Raw genomic sequence first — 17,618 nt, 5'->3', positions numbered from 1 at the left:
ACGTTATCAGCGGTGATACGGTGCGGGTAACAGTAAAGAGTCGACGGCTCACAGCACGTTGCAATGGAGGAGTCCGTCGTGGCCGACTTCGTCGGCCGGATCCACACGCCCGATATCGGCACCGCCGAGCCCGTCTCGGGGCGGGTGTTGTTGAGCCAGCGACGGCTGGTGCTCGCGACCAACGACGACCGCACGACGGTCCCGCTCGCGAAGGTGTTTGACATCGCCGTCGGCACCGTGCCGAGCGGCCTCACCTCGTTTTTCAGCGACACCGTCACGATCGCGTACGACGACGGCCGCGGCCGTCGAACCGCGGTCGTTGAGGGCGAGAGCGACCACATGGAGCGATTCACCACCGTGTTGTTCAAGGCGCTGTTGCGAAACGTCTCCGTCACCGTCCGCCACCCGGCGAAGGTCGGCGGGCGCGTCACCGACGCACCCGAGGGGACCGCAGCGATCCGGCTCGCTCCCGGCGAGATCGGGTTCGTCGACTGCCCGGAGCCGTTCACCGTCGACCTCTCGACGGTCACCGACTACAACCGGACGACCCGCACGCTCGGCGGGCAATCTCGCCCGGCGCTCGTGTTCCGGCACGTCCCGCGCACGCAGGCGCTCACGTCGATCGCCACCGTTCCCGACAAGCGCACGCTCAACGTGCTCGGCCGCTACATCAAACTGGAGTACGGCGAGGTGCTTGCCGAAGTCGAGGAGCTCGACCCAACCAACGAACAGCTGGAGATCCTCGTCTCCATCTACTCCGCCGGCGGCGAGGCGAGTATTTCCGATATCGTCACCGGCGAGGCCGCCCGCACGAACATGGTGCTCGACTCGCTGCGCGAACAGGAGCTCGTCGTCGACGGCGACGAGGGGACCGTCCTCACTCGCAAGGGCCAGATGGTCGTCAGCTCCTACATGGAGTCGGTGAACGGGTGAGACGACGCGGTTGATGGTGCCTTTCGAGTGGGTGTGGGTTTTTGGGTGAGTGTGGCCGTGAGCGGAGGCGGAGGTCCAGTTCGTTTATAAGTGGTTTGTGCGGTGAGGACGCCGGCGAACAGCTCCAAGTCCCCAGCCAACTCTTTATAAGCGGTTTGAGCGGTTTTAGCGAGGATCACGATGGTGAATGCCTCCAACACCCCAGCCGGCGCCTCTTAAGCGGTTGGTGCGGTGAGGACGCCGGCAGACACCTCCAAAGCCCCAGCAGGCTCCGGTCGAGGGTTCCGGAAGACGGTCCGGCTCGCTGCTCGCGGCTTCGCCGCTCGCGTCTTGCGGTGCTCCCGTCGGTCACACCTTGCTGCGCTCGCCGGCTGCGACGTCCGTCGTCCCGCTCGCGATGCTCACGGGACCCTCGCTGTGCGCTCAAAAGGCCGCTCAGCACAGCCCGGCCTTTTGAGTGCTTGCGTCGGCCGTCTTCCCGGAGCCGGCTGCCCCTTTGAGTCCCACCCCGCACCGCGCCGCACCCGCACCTCACGCCTCCCCAGCCTCGTCGTCGCCTGCGGCGACGACTCCCTCGCGCGCCGACGAGCGCCCGCTGGGCGCTCGCCGGGCGCGCCACCGCGACCGTTCTGGTGCGTGGAGTCGACACTGCCGGACGGGATGGGGTGGAGTGGGAGAAAACGGCGGACAGCGTGCGTGCTCCCGGTACTACTCGTCGGATGCGCCGACGAGCTCCTCGGCGACGGCGTCCGGGCCGAGCAGGTTGGGGTCGACCGCGAGGTCGGCGACCGCGGCGACGAACTCCGGGAGCGAGCGATCCGCGTAGGTGACGGCGACGATCTCGGGGTTCAGCTCCTTGGCGACCGGGATGCCGGTTGCCTCCTCCACGTCCGTCAAGACGAGATAGTTGGCGTCGGAGACGCCGGCGTCCTTCAGCTTCTCGCCCGTGACCACGTCGTCGATCCGGGTGATCTCGACGCCGAGCGCGGCGAGCTCCTCGCCGAGGCCGTGCTCGTCGGGGCCGGCGACGATGGCGCGTTTCCCCGCCATTATTCGTACTCGATCGTCGCGGGCGGTTTGTGGGTCACGTCGTAGACGACGCGCGCGACGTTGTCGTTCTCGCCGGTGATCCGGCTCTGGATCCGCTGGAGCGTGTTCCAGTCGATCTCCTGAGCACGGGCGGTCATCCCGTCACGGCTCTCGACGGAGCGCACGGCGACGATCCAGCCGTGAACCCGGTTGTCGCCTTTCACGCCCGTCCCCTTGCCGATGACGGCGCCGAACGCCTGCCACGGGTCATGTTCCTCCAGCTCCTCCTCGACGACGTGACACGCCTCGCGGGCCACGTCGGCCTTCTCGGGCGTCACCTCGCCAACGACGCGTACGGCGAGCCCCGGTCCGGGGAACGGCATCCGCTCGGAGATTATCTCCTCCAGGTCGAGCGCGCGTGCGACCTCGCGCACCTCGTCCTTGTAGAGGTCACGGACGGGTTCGACGATCCCCTCGAAGTCGACGACCTCGGGGAGTCCGCCGACGTTGTGGTGTGACTTGATGTTCCCCTCCGACTCGATCCGGTCGGGGTAGATGGTGCCCTGCACGAGGTAGTCGGCGTCGACCTCCTTCGCCTCGCGCTCGAACTCCTTGATGAACTGGTCGCCGATAACGTGGCGTTTCTCCTCGGGGTCGGTGACACCCTCCAGCCGGTCGAAGAACCGGTCGGCGCCGTCGACGACCCGCAGCGACTCCATGAAGGAGAACGTCTCGCGGATCTCGTCGGTCTCGCCTTTCCGCATCAGCCCCGTGTCCACGTAGACGGGCGTGAGCTGGTCGCCGACCGCCTCGTACGCGAGCGTCGCCGCGACGGACGAGTCGACGCCGCCCGACAGCGCGATCACCGCGTTGGCGTCGCCGATCGCCTCGCGTATCTCCGCCACCGCCTCCTCGATGAACTCCTCGGTGTTGACCATTATAGGGTAACGTCCGGGTTTCGTTCTGTTGTGTCCGTCGATTCCAGCGCCGCCTCGACGAGCGCCACGAACGGCGGGCTCGCCCGATCCGGCCGCGACCGGAACTCGGGGTGCGCCTGCGTGCCGAAAAAGAACGGGTGGTCCTCGCGTTCGAGGATCTCCATCCGGTTGTCGGCCCGCCCCGAAAACCGGAGTCCCTCCGTCTCCAGCTCCTCGATGTAGTTCGGATTCACCTCGTAGCGGTGGCGGTGACGCTCCGTACAGGAGTCGTCGCCGTACACCTCGTACGCCAGCGAGTCCGGCTCGATGGCGGTCTCGTGGGCGCCGAGCCGCATCGTCCCGCCCATGTCCTCCGTCTCGTACTGCTCGGGCAGCAGGTCGATAACGGGGTGTGGCGTCTCCTCGTCGAGCTCCGCGGAGTGGGCGCCGTCGAGTCCCAGCACGTTGCGCGCGTGCTCGACGACCGCCATCTGGAAGCCCAGACAGAGCCCGAGGAACGGCACGTCGTTCTCGCGGGCGTGGCGGACGGCCTCGATCTTCCCCTCCGTGCCGCGGGAGCCGAAGCCGCCGGGAACGACGACCGCGTCCGCTGACTCCAGCCGGTCGAGGTGGCGCTCGTCGGTCTCGTCGGCGTCGACCCACTGGACGTTCACCTCCGTCTCCGTGTGGATGCCGGCGTGTTTCAGCGCCTCGTGGATCGACATGTACGCGTCCTCCAGGGCGTACTTGCCGACGAGCGCGACGTCGATCTCCTTGGTCCGGTCGCGGGTGACCAGCTCGCGCCACTCCGTGGAGCGCTCCGCCTTCGGGAGCGCCTCGTCGGCGATGCCGAGCCGCTCCATCACGTACTCGTCTAATCCCTCGTCCTCCACCATCAGCGGGACGTGGTAGATGTCCTCCACGTCCGGGTTCGAGAAGACGGCATCCGTCGAGACGTCACAGAACAGCGCGATCTTCTCTTTGACGTCGGGCTCCAGCCGGTCCTCACACCGCCCGACGAGGATGTCGGGCTGGAGGCCGATCGATCGGAGCTCCTTGACGGAGTGTTGGGTGGGTTTGGTCTTCTGCTCGCCGTTTTTCGAGTACGGGACGAGCGTCACGTGCGTAAAGAGGATGTCCTCGGGGTCCTCCTCACTAGCGAACTGCCGGAGTGCCTCCAGATACGGCATCGACTCGATGTCGCCGACCGTCCCGCCGATCTCGATCAGACAGACATCGCTCCCCTCGGCGGCCTCCCGGATGCGCCGCTTGATGTCGTCGGTGACGTGCGGAATGATCTGGACCGTCTTGCCCAGATAGTCGCCGGCGCGCTCCTTCTGGATGACGTGCTGGTACGTCTTCCCCGTGGTGACGTTGTGGTCGAAGGTCATGTCCGTCCCGAGGAACCGCTCGTAGTTCCCCAGGTCGAGGTCGACCTCCCCGCCGTCCTTCAGCACGTACACTTCGCCGTGCTCGTACGGGTTCATCGTTCCGGCGTCAACGTTGAGGTACGGGTCCACCTTCACCGCGGTCACGTCGAAGCCCGCGTTCGCAAGGAGGCGGCCGGTGCTGGCGGCCGTAATCCCCTTGCCGAGCCCGGACATGACGCCACCGGTGACGAAAACGAACTTCCGACCCAGCGAAGGGTCATACCCCGTATCGGGATCCGTCGGCATACTGTCCGTCCGTCAGACTCCGGCAAAACGGTTTCGGAGCGACCAACGGGTGTGAACGCGTGTCAACCTCGTCGGTCAGATCCGACATCCGATGGTGCGCTCCCGGCTCACGGCACCGTACGCCACTTGACCCCGTCGACCGTCTCCACGAACCGCCATCCGAACGCGCCCGCGGGCGTGGTGAACCCGTCGGGCACCGCCACGCCGTTCGGCCCCTCCCCGGCCAGCACGCGCTCGGCGGCCGTGACCGCCGAGGCCGCGGTGAACTCGTACGGGTCGCCGGTGCGGAGCCGCGCCGTCACCGTCTCGCCGGTCGCCGCGTTCCGCGCCTCGCCCCACACCAGCACCTCGGCGTCCGCGCGCTCGGCGGGCGACGGCCCGTCCACCCGCGACCGAACGATCCGGTCGAGGAGCCACCGAACCGGTCGCGTACGGAGCACCGGCGAGAGTGGCCGTGCGAGCCGAATCAGCCGCCGCGCGCGAGGGGGAACCGCCGCGTACACCGTCACGTTCGGGATGCCAGTCGTGTGGTAGGCGGTCGACACGTCACCCCACGGAACCGCCACAGTGTCGTACTCGCGGGTGTCGCCGTTACTCTCGCTCCCGCCGCCGGCGCCCTCGCCGTCGCCCGACCCGAACGCCACACGTCTCGACCGCGAGCCGAGGGGAATCTGCCGTATGTCGCCATCCTCGCGCACTACGGAGCCCTCACCGAGCCCGCGGATGGCGGTCCGGGCAGTTCCCCGCGAGACCCCGCCCCCACCACCCGTCGCGAACGCGAGTTCGAGGTGGGTCGCCTCGGGAAGCGCCTCGGCCAGCCGCGCTGCCACGCAATCGGTGGGAACCACGTCGAACCCGACGCCCGGCAGGAGCGTGACGCCGGCGTCCGCGGCGGGTGTATCCCACTCGTCGAGCGCCTCGAACACGTCGATCTCGCCGGTGACGTCGAGATAGTGGGTCCGGGTTTCGAGGCAGGCATCCGCCAGCTGGGTCGCCGTCGCCGCGAACGGTCCCGCGCAGTTGAGGACGGCGTCGACATCCCGCACCGACTCCGTCACCGTCTCCGGGAACTGCAGGTCGAACTCCCGGACTGAACACCGCAGCTCCCGTCCCAGTTCTCGGAGCGCGTCGCCGTCCCGGCCCGCGAGAATCGGGTCGAGCCCGCGGTCAACGGCCTCGCGGGCGACCAGCTCACCGGTGAACCCGTACGCGCCGTAGATGAGGAGGGTCACATCTCAAGAAGGAGCCGCACCCCCTTACGTCCCCGGGCACTCACGGCCACCCACGCGGTCGCCGGCGGCGCCCTGTCGCCCCCGTTTTATCCCCATCTCTGCCGAACCGTCAGTATGGCAGCCACCTTCGACCGGCTCGGCTACGGCACGTACAAGCTGGATGACTCGCAGGAGTGCGCCGATGGCGTCGCACACGCCGTCGAGACGGGCTATCGTCACATCGACACCGCACAGGGGTACGACAACGAGGAGTACGTCGCCGATGGCATCGACCGGTCGCCCGTCGGCCGCGACGAGCTGTTCGTCGCCACCAAGCTCGCCACCGAGAACCTCGGCTACGACGACGTCATCGAGACCGCCGAGGAGAGCCGCGAGAAGCTGGGCGTCGACAGCATCGACCTGCTGTACGTCCACTGGCCGATCAACACCTACGACCCAACCGAGACGCTCCCCGCGCTCGACGAGCTGGTCGACGAAGGGGTCATCGACCGCATTGGCCTCTCGAACTTCGAGCCGGACCAGCTCGACGAGGCGATCGACGCCCTCGACCACGACGTGTTCGCCCATCAGGTGGAGTGTCACCCGCTCTGTCAACAGGAGACGCTCCGGGAGTACGCCGTCGACCACGACCACTGGCTTGTCGCCTACTCCCCCATCGCGCGCAACCGCGTCGCGGACGTCGACGTGCTCCGCGACGTGACTGCCAAACACGACGCGACGCCCGCACAGGTGAGCCTCGCGTGGCTGCTCTCGAAAGAGCGCGTCGCCCCCATCCCCAAAGCCGCCTCGTTCGACCACGTCGAGCAGAACTGGGACGCCCGTGACATCGTGCTCGACGCCGAGGACATCGCCCGGATCGACGCGCTCGACCGAACCGAGCGCGTCGTCGACTTCGACGAGGCGCCCTGGAATCGGGAGTAAGCCGGTCGGGGCAAGCGGCCGATTCCCCGACATCGAACACCTGACGACGACTGAGTGTTGTCGGTCCCGTTTCACCCCACAGTTCAAGTACCGAGCCGGGGCCAACGCCGTCCATGCGCTGACCACGGCCCCGGATCGGGCGGGACGGGCGTCCGGCGACCCGACCGGGAGCGAAACGACGGTTCCGCCGGCTGTCAGCCCCACACCAAGGAGCGACTGCTCAACCGGGGAGAGAAATCGGCAACCCCGCCTACTGCTCGTTCATCGCCTGACTGGCGATGTTGCGGCCGCGCGAGTTGAGCGACACCTCACGGCGCACCCGCACCTCCTCGACGACCTCCACCTCGATCAGCCGTTCGAACGTCTCCTCGACTACGTCCACGTCCATTCCGAGGAACGACGGGATCTCGAAGGGGGACACGCCCGAGTAGAGCGCCATCAGCACCTCCCGGTCCCGACTGTCGAGGTCGACGTTCGTCGTACTCCGCTCTTCGCCCTTGCGGAGCCACGCCTCAACGAACGTCACCCGTTCCGACTCGCCGGCGATGTGCGTCTCGATGCTGGTGCCGTCGGCGTCCGTGTGTGACACCTCGATGACCGGCTGCTTCTCGCCCTGAACCGTCCGCTGGGTCGCTTCTAGCCCGCTGATGTCGTCGAGGTCGAACTTCACGAACGCGCCGCTCTCCATCGCCGCGTTCAGGCCGTTCTCGTCGAGCTTCACGCGAGCCTGCTCCCAGCCGGCGTCGGTGACGACGCCACCCTCGACGGCGGGGTGTTTCGCCAGCAGCGTCCGCTGGTCCAACAGCGCCCGGTAGACGTCGCGCTCGAAGGCGTCGTGGTCGGCCGCCGCCACCAACAACACCTGGTCGTCGAGGTCGAAGCTGATGTAGCCGGAGACCCGGGCCACCGCCTGATTGGCGTCGTGGCGCCCGCCGAGCCCCTCGAGTTTCGAGAGCGGGATCGTCCGCCTGCCGTCGTTGCCCGCCAGAATCAGCCGGCGGTTCGACAGCAACGCACGCCCGGGGGTCCAGGCGACATCGTTTACCGTGCGGCCCTCGCGGACGGCGACCGCGAACTTCGCTTGCGTGTCGGCGATCTTATATTCGCTTTCTCCCATCTACATCCCTCCAGCACGAAGCTTTGAGACGGCCGAGAACGCCCGCTTTCGGACGGCGGGACTCTCGTCGTCGGTGAGCTCCTCGAGTTTGTTCAACGTCTCCGTGCCACCGATCTGTCCCAGCACGAACACCGCCTTCGCCCGTGCTTCGTCGGGGCGGTCCGTGTCGAGTCGGTCGAGCAGGACCGTCTCGACGCCCGGGCCGCCGAGCGTCTTGAGACTCGTCGCCGCGAACTGGGCGGTTTGGGTGTCGTCGTCGCCGAGCGCGTCGGCGAGCGCCTCGACGGCTTCGTCGTTGTTCCGGTCGGCGACCCGGCCGAGGATCCACGCCGCGTTCCGGCGCTGGCGGCGCTGCTGGCCCTCCGTGAGGATCTGGACCAGCGGGTCGACGACGGTGGCGTCGTCGGCCGCCTTCAGCTCCGAAACCACCTGGTCGCGCACGGCGTGGCTGTGTTTCGTCGGCACGTTCGAGAGCAGCTCGATGACGGAGTAGACGGCAGCGTTGCGCACCGTGGCGCTCTCGTCGCTGAGCGCGCGGGCGAGCGGTTCGACCGGCTGCGGATTGTTGGCCTTCCCGAGCGCGCTGGCGGCGATCCGGCGGAGCGACTCGTCGGAGTCGTCGAGCAGGTCGATCAGCGGGGCGAGCGACTGGTCCGTGGCGATGCCGCCGAGCGCGTTGGCGGCGGCACGCCGAACTCGCGGAGCATCGTCGAGGCGGTCCACGAGCGGACCGACCGTCCGCGGATCGGCGAAGGTGCCGCAGGCGTGACACGCGCGCAGTCGAACCCGTGGGTCGGGGTCCGAGAGCGCTTCGACCAGTGCCGGCAGCGTGCTGGGCTCGCCGAGCCGACCCAGCGCGTTGGCCGCGGCCATCCGAAGCTCCGGTCGCTGGGACTCCAGCGCCCGCGCGAACTTCCGGGCGGTTACCCAGCCAGCCTCCTGACTGCTCCCGCCGGTCAGCTCCGAGAGCAGCTGTTCGACCGCCGCCTGTCCCACCTCGTCGAGCGCGTCGACGGCGGCGCCACGAACCTGTTCGTCCTCATCCGTTGTCGCAGCCCGGAGCAGCACGTCGATCGTTCCCTGGTCCTCCTCGTCGGCGAGTTCACCGAGGAACTCCACCGCGCGCTTGCGAACGGCCGGGCTGTCGCTCCCGGCGGCGTCACGCAGGCGTTCGACGTTTCCCTCACGGGCGTAGCCGTACAGCGACATTAGCTCCTCCGGAACACCCGCCGGCGCTTGTCGATCGGGTCGTAGGCGTCGGTGCGGCTCGGCGGCACGCTCTCGGTCATCCCGACGACCAGCACGCCGTCCTCGACGAGCGACGCACCCAGCGTGTCGAACAGCGCCCCTTTGTGGTCCGCGTCGATGTAGATGAGCAGGTTGCGACACAACACCACGTGGAACGGGCCGCGGGCGCCGTCGCGGATCAGGTCGTGCGTCTCGAAGGAGACCAGCCGGCGCGGCGCCGACCGGACTCGAAAGCTGTCCTCGTCGCGCTCCACGAACTGTTGGGGGTCGTCGAGGAGGTCGAGTTCCTCGGCGATGTCCGTCGTTCGGGTAGTGTGATAGACGCCGTCTCTCGCGTGGTCAAGCGCCTCCTCGCTGATGTCGGAGGCGACGATCTCGATCCGGCTCTCGTCGATCCGGTCGTCGTCGCACGCGAGCATTGCCAGCGAGTAGGGCTCGCGGCCGTCGGCACACGGCGCCGACCACACTCGAACCCGACGCTGTTCGTCGGTAAGCCGACGGAGTTCCTCGCGAAGAACCTCCCACATCTTCGGGTTGCGGAAGAACTCGGTGACGTTGATCGTGAGCGCGTCCATCAGCGCCTCGCGCTCGTCGGCCTCCTCGCGGAGCAGGCGTTCGTACTCGCCGTGTGTCTCCGTGCCGCGCCGGCGCATCCGGGCGGTGATCCGCCGGTCGAGGTACGACTCGTTGTAGTACCCCGGCTCGAACGGGACGGTGTCGTCGATCTGCCGGAGGACGCCCTCGAAGGCGGCGTCGCTCATAGGCTCACCACGTCGAGCACGGCCACCACGTCCCCGTCGCCGAGGACGGCGGTACCGCTGAACCCGGGCGTTCCGGAAAGGGGGCCGTCGAGCGGTTTCACGACGACCTCCTCCTGGTCAAGCACGGCGTCACAGTGGAGTGCGACCTGTCTGGTCTCCTCGCGGATCCGGACCAGCATCCCGTCGCCGGCGTCCGCGCTCGCGTCGAGGGCGGTATCGGACGCAGCCGGAGGCCCATCCGCTCCCCCGTCGGTCGCCGCAGGAGCAGCTCCAGTCTCGGACGCATCGAGCATCGAATCGGCGCCCGTGTCCAGCCGTTCGCGCAGGCGGACTACCGGATAGAGTTCGTCCTCGTGGCGGACCACCTCGTCGCCGTGGACCTCCTCTACGTCGTCGGCACGGGCGACCTCCGCGATCGCCTTGATCGGAATGCCGTACTCCGTGCCGCCCACGTCGACGAACATCACCTTCACGATGGCGACGGTGACGGGGAGCCGGAACCGCACGGTCGTCCCCTCGCCGGGTTCGCTGGAGACGCTCACGGACCCGTCGAGGTCGCGTGCGGTGGTGCGGACCACGTCCATCCCGACTCCGCGGCCGGAGACGTCGGTCACCTCCTCGGCCGTCGAGAGGCCGGGATGGAACACAAGGTCGTACACTTCGTCGTCGTCCATCGCGTCGAGCGCCTCCCGGCTGTCGACGCCCTCCTCGGCCGCCTTGGCGCGGAGGCGGTCGGGGTCGAGCCCCGCGCCGTCGTCGCGCACCTCGATCACGACGTGGTCGCGGTCGCGCTCGGCAACCAGTTCCACGTGGCCCGTCGGCTCCTTACCGGCGGCCTCACGCTCGGCTGGCGGCTCGATGCCGTGGTCGACGGCGTTTCGGAGCACGTGGACCAGGGGGTCGCGCATCTCGGTGAGGATGGTGCGGTCGAGCTCCACGTCGTCACCCTCGATGTCGAACTGCACCTGTTTGTCGACGCTTCGGGCCACGTCCCGCACCAGTCGCGGGAAGGAGTCGGAGACCTGCGAGAACGGGATGAGCCGCATGTCCATCGCCGTGTCCTGCAGGCTGGATGCGAGTTTGTCGAGCTCGTCGAGCGCGTCGGAGTCGGCGTCGGCCTCCTCCAGCTCGCGTCGCAGCTTGATCCGGCTGGTGACCAGCTGTTCGACCAGCCCGTACAGCTCGTCGACCTGGTCGACATCGACCCGGATCGACTTGATCTCGTCGCGGTCGCCGGCGTCGTCGGGCTCCGAGTCGGCGTCGGGCTCGGATTCCGCGTTCGTCTCTGCCTCCTCGTCGGCGGACGGTTCCGGTTCGGAGTCCGGCGTCTCTTCGGCTGCCGGCTCCGGCTCCGATTCCGTCCCATCCTCGGTGGCGAGCGACTCCGCGTCGCCTCCGGTGTCGGCCTCCGTATCCGCGTCAGTGTCGGCGGCCGCGGCGCCCGCGTCAACCGGGGCCGTTGCCACCGACTCGACCTGCGTGAGCGACCCGATCCCGTCGGCAACCGCCTCCGGGTCGGTCGCGACGACGAAGGCGTCGAACCCCTCGTCGTACTCCCCTTCCTCCAGCGTCTCGGGGGCGGGGTCCGTGACGTGGTCGTCGAACGCTTTCTCGAGTCCCTGCACGACGAACGTCGCGTCGACGCCCGCCATCGAGGTCTCACCGATCGTGACACGCGCGTACACGAGGTCGCCGTCGAGGGCGTCCGCCGCCTCCGGGAGCGGCGGGACCGTCACCCCGCCGTCGTCGGCCTCGCCCGTTGTGTCCGCGCCGTCGTCAGCGTCTCCTCCAGCTCCACCGTCCCCGCCGTCCGGGTCGGTCGTGCCGTACTCCTCCATCAGCCGGAGGCGCTCGGCGAGGTCGGTCGGGTCGGTGGACACCGCGCCGTCGTCGGCGATCTCGGCGACCATCGCCTCGACGGTGTCGACGCCCTCGAAGAGGAGGTCCATCAGCTCCGGCGTCACCTCGCGGTCGCCCTGTCGAACCGCATCGAGCAAGTCCTCCAGCGCGTGGCCGAACGAGGACACGTCCTCGAACCCCATCGCTGCCGCGTTCCCCTTCAGGGTGTGAGCGACGCGGAACACGTCGTCCATCGCCTCGCCGTCGTCCGGATCGGCCTCCAGCGCCAGCAGGGCGTTGTTGAGGTCGGTGATCCCGTCCTCGGCCTCGGCGACGAACGCCGCGCGGTGGGAGTCCATCAGGCCTCACCCCCGACGATGGCGTCGGCGACCGCATCCAGGTCGTGCACCTCGTCGACGGCGCCCGTCGCGACGGCCCGTTTCGGCATGCCGTAGACGACGCAGGTGTCCTCGCTCTGGGCCAGCGTGCGGGCGCCGGCGTCCGCCATCGCCCGAATCCCCTCCGAGCCGTCCGACCCCATTCCCGTGAGAATGACGCCAACCAGCGGTCCGTCGACCGTTTCCGCGGCCGTGCGCATCGTCACGTCGACCGCGGGCGCGACGGGCAGACTGTCGTCGTCGTCGAGCTTGACACGAAGCCGCCCGGCCCGGTAGCTGTCCACGCGGGTGTGGGAGCCGCCGCGCGCGACGAGCGCCTCGCCGGCGCCGATCCGGGCGCCATCGGTCGCTTCTTGCACGTCGTACGCGGAGACGGCGTCCAGTCGGTCGGCGAATCTGGAGGTGAACGCCTCCGGCATGTGCTGGACCACGAGCACGCGGCAGTCGCCGGTCGGCAGCGCCGCCATCACGCGCTCGACGGCGTTCGGCCCGCCGGTGGAGGCGCCGATGACGACCGTTAGCGGTCCGTCGAACTCGACGGCGTTCGCGGGGTCTCCTCCGGATTCCGCCCGGTCGGCGCTCTCGCGGGTTGCCGCGTCGAGGTCCGCGCCGGCCACCGAGCGAACCGCCTCGACCAGCCGGTCGGCCTGTCGTGAGACGCCCGACGACACCTCGCCGCCCGGCTTCGCGAAGAAGTCGACGGCGCCCCGTTCCAGCGCCTCGAAGGTGACTTCCGCACCCTCGTCGGTGTGTGCCGACAGCATCAACACGGGTGTCGGGGTCTCGGCCATCAGCCGTTCGACGGCCTCCAGTCCGCCCATGCCCGGCATCTCGACGTCCATGGTCACCACGTCGGGGCGCTCGTCGTCGACCACGTCGAGCGCTTCCTCGCCGTCCCCCGCCTCGCCGACGACCGCCACGCCGGCGTCCGTCAGCAGGTCGGCGATCAACCCGCGCATGAACGGCGAGTCGTCGACGACGACCGCCTGCAGGAAGTCGTCGCCGCCGCCACGCCGATCCGTCGTCCTACTCATACACGTATCGCCGGCGGAACCGGCCATAAACCCACGGACCCGGGAATCACGCGTGATAATTCAGGGGACACGGTTATGAAGGAGATTCATACAGATCTCCCCATGGCAGCCATCGAGGCGGATGCCGAATCCACGAAGGTGCTGGAGTTCGGCCTCGGCGACGACACGTACTGTCTGGACATCGGCGTGATCGACGAGATCGTCGACGCCGGCGAACTCACGCGGATCCCCAACTCGCCCGCCCACGTCGAGGGCGTGATGGACCTCCGTGGGCGCACGACGACCATCGTCGATCCGAAAACCGTGTTCGGGATCGACGAGACCGGGCCTCGCGAGCGGATCGTCGTCTTCGACGACGAGCGCGTCGGCGAGAGCGGCACCGTCGGCTGGATGGTCGACGAGGTGTTCCAGGTCCGCGACGTCGAGCCCGAGGACGTGGACCGAACGAGCACGGTCGACGACGAGGGCGTCCACGGCATCGTGAAGTCCGACGAGCGCTTTGTCGTCTGGGTCGTCCCGGACGCGGCCGGCGAGGACGCCGGCGCCGCCGAGGCGTAACCCCGCGCCCGCCGTCCGAACGGTTCTCAGGCCTGAAAATCGGGGGCGAACTCTTATTCGGCTGATGACGTGGGTACAGGTATGCGCATCTCCAGTGGGGTTCCGGGATTCGACGACATCATCGACGGAGGCTTCCCGTCCAACAGACTGTACGTGGTGAGCGGTCCGCCCGGAAGCGGCAAGACGACCTTCTGCTCGCAGTTCGCCGCCGAAGGCGCCCGCAACGGCGACAACGTGTTGTACGTCAGCATGCACGAGACCAAGGAGGGAATCCGCCGTGACATGGGCGGGTACGACTTCGGCTTCGACCGCGCGCTCGACACCGACCGCGTGACGTTTCTCGACGCGTTCTCCTCGGACGGGCGCCGCTTTTTCGGGCCGCCCGGCGACCGCCGGGACCGCTCCGGCGTCACCAACCGTCTCACCGGCTTCATCAGCTCGCGGGACATCGACCGCGTCGTCTTCGACTCCACGATGCTGCTCCGCTACCTGCTCGACGACGAGGAGGACACGATCGTCCAGTTCCTCTCCTCGCTGAAGCGGTGTGACGCGACGACGCTGCTCATCTCCGAGATGACGGACCCGAGCGCCTACTCCCAGGAGCATTATCTCGCACACGGCGTCGTCTTCATGCACAACTATCTGGAGGACGACGGAATGCAGCGTGGCGCGCAGGTGCTGAAGATGCGGGGGACCGACGTGGACACCGACATCCAGCAGGTCGAGTTCGGCGACGGCGGAATCCGGGTCGGCTCCGCGACCACGGTGAGCCGCTGATGTACCACCGCATCTTCGACGACGACTGGGAGACGCTAACCCGGCGTGAGGCGATCGACCGCGCGTTCGCGCTCGGCGTCGCCGCCGCGATCGACGACCCGCAACCGGAGGAGCTGGAGCGCGTGGTCGAGGGGCTTCCCAGCGGCTACGACCGAAGTCTCGTCGAACTCGCTTACGACGAGGGGCGCACGAAGGCGCTCGCGTCGACGCGGGAGAACGACGACGCGATATGGCGGGAGCTCGTTGACGACGTGGGAGCCCCGCAGGCGCCGCCGATCCCCGCCGCGATGCCGGGGGCTCTCCGTGAACTGACACTCGTCTCGAAATCCGACGAGGGCCCGCCCTCCGCGTTGGAGCTACCCCCCTTCCTCCGGAAGTAAAACCTCGGAAGGGTTTTACCCCGGTCGCCCCCACAACCTCGATATGAGCGTGCTTCCCGACGCTGTCTGCCGCGCCGACAGCGTCCTCATCACCGGTCCCCCGATGAGCGGGAAGTACAACCTGTTTCATCGCCTGCTGAACGGGTGGACCGACGCCCCGATCATCATCTCGACCGGGCGTACCGCCGAGAAGGTCCGCGAGGACCACGAACGGCTCACCGACCATCCGGGTGAGGACGTTGTCGTCATCGACTGTGTCACCCGCGAGCAGGGCGGCGACGCGGAGGACACCGCGACGACGAAGTACGTCGCCAGCGCCGGCAACCTCACCGACATCGGCATCAAGTTCACCAACGTGGTGGAGGCGTCCGCCGGCGTCGACCGCGCGGTCGGCGTCTACTCGCTGTCCCAGCTGTTGATGTACTGGGACCCCGAGCGCATCTACCAGTTTACCCGCGTGCTCGCCTCCCAAGCCTCCGGGGAGGGCTGGCCGCTCGTCGGCGTCGTCGGCTCGACGATGCACGACGAGCAGGTGCTTCACACCCTCCACGAGCCGTTCGAGGCGGTTGTCGAAACCCGCGTCGAGGGTGACGAGCGACAGTTCCGCGTCCGTAATCGGGTCGGCCAGCCGACCGAGTGGACGGCCTTTTGAGGCGCCCGCGAGCGCACCGTTTTCCACGCCGGTGAGCCACGGCGCCGTGCTCGTGACACTGCAGGCTAGCGACGTGTAGCCCGAACCGCCGGCGAGCGCCGGTGTCGACCACTCATCCGCCGAGCGCCCCACAACGGCAGCCGGGCGGTAGCAGACCGATTCCATATAGCACAATACAATTTAAGATGAGGAGGACCCGCCGAACTCCCCCTCCTGTGCTGAACGCCGGCGTGACGACCCATACCGGGAGTTCTCGTGTCGAACCCAGCGGTAGCTTATAAACGGCAAGCCGGCGGACCGCGACGATGACCGCGACCGGGGGCACCGGCGAAGGGGAGAACACAACGCACGCGACGGCGGCCGGGCAACCGGTACCGGATCGAGACCGGAACCCGGAGCGCGCCGGCGCCCGGCAGCTCCCCCGGGTGGCACCCCCGCGGAGACGCTGCTACTCGGCATCCGAGGGGGCTATAAGCGTCTCTCCGTCACTAGCCCGCGAACACGGGAGTTCACCACTCGACAGTACCACAGGGGGCGAAAACAGCCGTGATGAGTCCCATACTCACCATTCGTGGTTTTATAAGGACGTGTTACCGCGGGATGAATATCGCATATCGCTATATCAAACGTTTCCGCCGACACCGAATCGGCCGGCTTTTCCCGACCGACGACGGAGACCCGCGCATGACCGACTTCGACCCCGAGAAGTTCGAGGAGAAGTACGTCCACTACTTCGCGGAGCTCCAGCGCGCGTACAAGAACGCGTTCAACTACATGAACGAGCGGCACGATTCCGAGCTGATCCACGGCATCGACCAGATGGTGCTCAACGAGTCCGAGCCCGTCTACGATGACGGCGAGTTCGCCGTCGAGCTCCCCGAAAACCCCCGCGAGCGTCTCACCGGCGTGCTCGTCGACGACGAGACGTTCGAGGAAGTGCTCGACGAGTACGTCGACCGCATCGAGGACGAGCTCTACCGGACGCTGGGCGCCGAACGCCCGGAATAGCTGCGGCAACCAAAGGCATAAGCCGACCGGCCGCCAATCCGAACGTATGAGCACGGAAACCAGCGACGCGGACGCGGACAACGACCTCCGCGAGCGCATCACGAACTTCCTGCGGCGCAACTTCCCGCAGATCCAGATGCACGGCGGGAGCGCGGCGATCAGCCACCTCGACCACGAGACGGGCGAGGTCCACATCGAGCTCGGCGGCGCCTGTTCCGGCTGCGGTATCTCCCCCATGACGATCCAGGCGATCAAGTCCCGGATGGTCAAGGAGATCCCGGAGATCGAGAAGGTCCACGCCGACACCGGCATGGACTCCGGCGCCGACGGCGACCTCGGCGGCACCAGCTCCGGCGGCTCCGCCCCGTCGTTCCCCGGCGAGACGACGGACGACGGCGAGGAGGACGAAGGCCCGCAGGCGCCGTTCTAACCTGGTTCTCTCTTTCCCGATTTTCAGGCTCATGAGCGGCAGCGCCGGCGTTCGCGGGCGTTTTTGACATCGAACTCGGTTCGGGAGCGCGCCGATCACCGCTCACACCGGCGTGAGCAAGCGAGTGCGGCTCTCTCGGCGGAGTTCTGTGTAACATGGGATTCTCCAAGATTAGAAGTCATAAATCATATAGCGCAATATAGAATTGAGTGCGTACCGGATCCACAACCGATGCCGAGTGCTGGGGCGACGGGAACGCTTTTTGCTCGGCGCGCGCCACTGACGGCCATGAACTACCGGGAAGTCGAACCGACGGCGGAGTACGTCGCGCGGTTCGAGACGGGCGCCGACTGGCGCGAGGAGATCGAGGATCTCGCCCGCGAGGAGGACGTGGAGGCGGGCTGGTTCACCGCGCTGGGTGCGGTACAGGACGCTGACGTGTGGTTCTACGACCAGGAGGACTGCGAGTACCAGTCGGTCACCTTCGACGAGCCGCTGGAGGTAGCGGCGTGTATGGGCAACATCTCGCTGTTGGAGGGAGAGGTCTTCGCGCACACGCACGCGGTGTTGTCCCGGCCGAGCGGACAGGCGCTCGCCGGGCACCTCGACTCCGCGACGGTGTGGGCCGGCGAGTGCCACCTGACGGCGTTCGCCGAGCCGCTGGAGCGTGAACACGACTCCACAACCGACCTCGACCTCTGGCTCTGA

18 protein-coding genes are annotated in these 17,618 nt (G+C 67.9%); 9 read left to right on the top strand and 9 right to left on the bottom strand.

Annotated features, from left to right (window positions below):
• Positions 1–63 precede the first annotated feature (63 nt).
• Positions 64–933 carry a CheF family chemotaxis protein gene (locus ACYQ07_RS09950; protein WP_459880821.1) on the top strand — a complete coding sequence of 290 codons (870 nt, stop codon included), beginning with the start codon at positions 64–66 and terminating at the stop codon, positions 931–933.
• A 708-nt stretch (positions 934–1,641) separates the two neighbouring features.
• On the opposite strand, the gene ACYQ07_RS09945 is transcribed toward ACYQ07_RS09950, so the two are convergent.
• From ACYQ07_RS09945 to ACYQ07_RS09930, 4 genes are all read right to left on the bottom strand, one after another.
• Positions 1,642–1,983, bottom strand: coding sequence for a DUF7126 family protein (locus tag ACYQ07_RS09945; protein ID WP_459880818.1), 342 nt, complete (start codon positions 1,981–1,983; stop codon positions 1,642–1,644).
• A complete protein-coding gene (gene guaA, locus ACYQ07_RS09940; RefSeq protein WP_459880816.1) occupies positions 1,983–2,900 on the bottom strand; it encodes a glutamine-hydrolyzing GMP synthase in 918 nt (305 codons plus the stop codon). Before guaA ends, ACYQ07_RS09945 begins: the two co-directional genes overlap by 1 nt.
• A complete protein-coding gene (pyrG, locus tag ACYQ07_RS09935) occupies positions 2,900–4,555 on the bottom strand; it encodes a CTP synthase (protein ID WP_459880813.1) in 1,656 nt (551 codons plus the stop codon). Before pyrG ends, guaA begins: the two co-directional genes overlap by 1 nt.
• A gap of 107 nt (positions 4,556–4,662) precedes the next feature.
• Entirely contained in the window at positions 4,663–5,787 is a 1,125-nt protein-coding gene (locus tag ACYQ07_RS09930; RefSeq protein WP_459880810.1) for a saccharopine dehydrogenase family protein, read from the bottom strand.
• Between the two features lie 114 nt (positions 5,788–5,901).
• On the opposite strand from ACYQ07_RS09930, the gene ACYQ07_RS09925 reads away from it, so the two are divergent.
• Positions 5,902–6,708, top strand: coding sequence for an aldo/keto reductase (locus ACYQ07_RS09925; protein WP_459880807.1), 807 nt, complete (start codon positions 5,902–5,904; stop codon positions 6,706–6,708).
• A 250-nt stretch (positions 6,709–6,958) separates the two neighbouring features.
• On the opposite strand, the gene ACYQ07_RS09920 is transcribed toward ACYQ07_RS09925, so the two are convergent.
• The 5 genes from ACYQ07_RS09920 to cheB are packed head-to-tail and all read right to left on the bottom strand — an operon-like array spanning position 6,959 to position 13,105.
• A complete protein-coding gene (locus ACYQ07_RS09920; RefSeq protein WP_459880804.1) occupies positions 6,959–7,825 on the bottom strand; it encodes a CheF family chemotaxis protein in 867 nt (288 codons plus the stop codon).
• Complete coding sequence (locus ACYQ07_RS09915; RefSeq protein ID WP_459880801.1) at positions 7,826–9,034, bottom strand: HEAT repeat domain-containing protein; 1,209 nt, start codon at positions 9,032–9,034, stop codon at positions 7,826–7,828. It abuts the gene before it with no gap.
• On the bottom strand, positions 9,034–9,834 hold the full coding sequence (locus ACYQ07_RS09910) for a CheR family methyltransferase (protein WP_459880798.1): 801 nt from the start codon (positions 9,832–9,834) through the stop codon (positions 9,034–9,036). The genes ACYQ07_RS09915 and ACYQ07_RS09910 overlap by 1 nt, the downstream gene beginning before the upstream one ends.
• Positions 9,831–12,032, bottom strand: coding sequence for an ATP-binding protein (locus ACYQ07_RS09905; RefSeq protein ID WP_459880796.1), 2,202 nt, complete (start codon positions 12,030–12,032; stop codon positions 9,831–9,833). Before ACYQ07_RS09905 ends, ACYQ07_RS09910 begins: the two co-directional genes overlap by 4 nt.
• Positions 12,032–13,105: a chemotaxis-specific protein-glutamate methyltransferase CheB gene (gene cheB, locus ACYQ07_RS09900; protein WP_459880793.1), complete on the bottom strand. Its 1,074-nt coding sequence runs from the start codon at positions 13,103–13,105 to the stop codon at positions 12,032–12,034. Before cheB ends, ACYQ07_RS09905 begins: the two co-directional genes overlap by 1 nt.
• Positions 13,106–13,207: 102 nt before the next feature.
• On the opposite strand from cheB, the gene ACYQ07_RS09895 reads away from it, so the two are divergent.
• From ACYQ07_RS09895 to ACYQ07_RS09865, 7 genes are all read left to right on the top strand, one after another.
• Positions 13,208–13,663: a chemotaxis protein CheW gene (locus ACYQ07_RS09895; protein ID WP_459880790.1), complete on the top strand. Its 456-nt coding sequence runs from the start codon at positions 13,208–13,210 to the stop codon at positions 13,661–13,663.
• An 81-nt stretch (positions 13,664–13,744) separates the two neighbouring features.
• A complete protein-coding gene (locus tag ACYQ07_RS09890) occupies positions 13,745–14,440 on the top strand; it encodes an RAD55 family ATPase (RefSeq protein WP_459880788.1) in 696 nt (231 codons plus the stop codon).
• Positions 14,440–14,820, top strand: a complete 381-nt coding sequence (locus ACYQ07_RS09885; RefSeq protein ID WP_459880785.1) for a DUF8057 family protein — start codon at positions 14,440–14,442, stop codon at positions 14,818–14,820. The genes ACYQ07_RS09890 and ACYQ07_RS09885 overlap by 1 nt, the downstream gene beginning before the upstream one ends.
• Before the next feature lie 43 nt (positions 14,821–14,863).
• Entirely contained in the window at positions 14,864–15,472 is a 609-nt protein-coding gene (locus tag ACYQ07_RS09880; protein ID WP_459880782.1) for a DUF7504 family protein, read from the top strand.
• Between the two features lie 684 nt (positions 15,473–16,156).
• Positions 16,157–16,480: a DUF5783 family protein gene (locus tag ACYQ07_RS09875; RefSeq protein WP_459880779.1), complete on the top strand. Its 324-nt coding sequence runs from the start codon at positions 16,157–16,159 to the stop codon at positions 16,478–16,480.
• A gap of 46 nt (positions 16,481–16,526) precedes the next feature.
• Positions 16,527–16,910: a NifU family protein gene (locus tag ACYQ07_RS09870; RefSeq protein WP_459880776.1), complete on the top strand. Its 384-nt coding sequence runs from the start codon at positions 16,527–16,529 to the stop codon at positions 16,908–16,910.
• 288 nt (positions 16,911–17,198) lie between these two features.
• Complete coding sequence (locus ACYQ07_RS09865) at positions 17,199–17,618, top strand: PPC domain-containing DNA-binding protein (protein WP_459880774.1); 420 nt, start codon at positions 17,199–17,201, stop codon at positions 17,616–17,618.

It is taken from the genome of Halorubrum gandharaense (assembly GCF_054654575.1).
This window is presented reverse-complemented; position numbering and strand designations above follow the sequence as displayed.

Excerpts from the sequence above, each read along its gene's own strand:
- guaA (WP_459880816.1), bottom strand. The coding sequence starts at position 2,900 with ATGGTCAACACCGAGGAGTTCATCGAGGAGGCGGTGGCGGAGATACGC.
- pyrG (WP_459880813.1), bottom strand. The coding sequence starts at position 4,555 with ATGCCGACGGATCCCGATACGGGGTATGACCCTTCGCTGGGTCGGAAG.
- cheB (WP_459880793.1), bottom strand. The coding sequence starts at position 13,105 with ATGAGTAGGACGACGGATCGGCGTGGCGGCGGCGACGACTTCCTGCAG.
- ACYQ07_RS09880 (WP_459880782.1), top strand. The coding sequence starts at position 14,864 with ATGAGCGTGCTTCCCGACGCTGTCTGCCGCGCCGACAGCGTCCTCATC.
- ACYQ07_RS09870 (WP_459880776.1), top strand. The coding sequence starts at position 16,527 with ATGAGCACGGAAACCAGCGACGCGGACGCGGACAACGACCTCCGCGAG.
- ACYQ07_RS09915 (WP_459880801.1), bottom strand. The coding sequence starts at position 9,034 with ATGTCGCTGTACGGCTACGCCCGTGAGGGAAACGTCGAACGCCTGCGT.
- ACYQ07_RS09945 (WP_459880818.1), bottom strand. The coding sequence starts at position 1,983 with ATGGCGGGGAAACGCGCCATCGTCGCCGGCCCCGACGAGCACGGCCTC.
- ACYQ07_RS09925 (WP_459880807.1), top strand. The coding sequence starts at position 5,902 with ATGGCAGCCACCTTCGACCGGCTCGGCTACGGCACGTACAAGCTGGAT.
- ACYQ07_RS09910 (WP_459880798.1), bottom strand. The coding sequence starts at position 9,834 with ATGAGCGACGCCGCCTTCGAGGGCGTCCTCCGGCAGATCGACGACACC.
- ACYQ07_RS09950 (WP_459880821.1), top strand. The coding sequence starts at position 64 with ATGGAGGAGTCCGTCGTGGCCGACTTCGTCGGCCGGATCCACACGCCC.
- ACYQ07_RS09920 (WP_459880804.1), bottom strand. The coding sequence starts at position 7,825 with ATGGGAGAAAGCGAATATAAGATCGCCGACACGCAAGCGAAGTTCGCG.
- ACYQ07_RS09890 (WP_459880788.1), top strand. The coding sequence starts at position 13,745 with ATGCGCATCTCCAGTGGGGTTCCGGGATTCGACGACATCATCGACGGA.
- ACYQ07_RS09875 (WP_459880779.1), top strand. The coding sequence starts at position 16,157 with ATGACCGACTTCGACCCCGAGAAGTTCGAGGAGAAGTACGTCCACTAC.
- ACYQ07_RS09905 (WP_459880796.1), bottom strand. The coding sequence starts at position 12,032 with ATGGACTCCCACCGCGCGGCGTTCGTCGCCGAGGCCGAGGACGGGATC.
- ACYQ07_RS09885 (WP_459880785.1), top strand. The coding sequence starts at position 14,440 with ATGTACCACCGCATCTTCGACGACGACTGGGAGACGCTAACCCGGCGT.
- ACYQ07_RS09865 (WP_459880774.1), top strand. The coding sequence starts at position 17,199 with ATGAACTACCGGGAAGTCGAACCGACGGCGGAGTACGTCGCGCGGTTC.
- ACYQ07_RS09895 (WP_459880790.1), top strand. The coding sequence starts at position 13,208 with ATGGCAGCCATCGAGGCGGATGCCGAATCCACGAAGGTGCTGGAGTTC.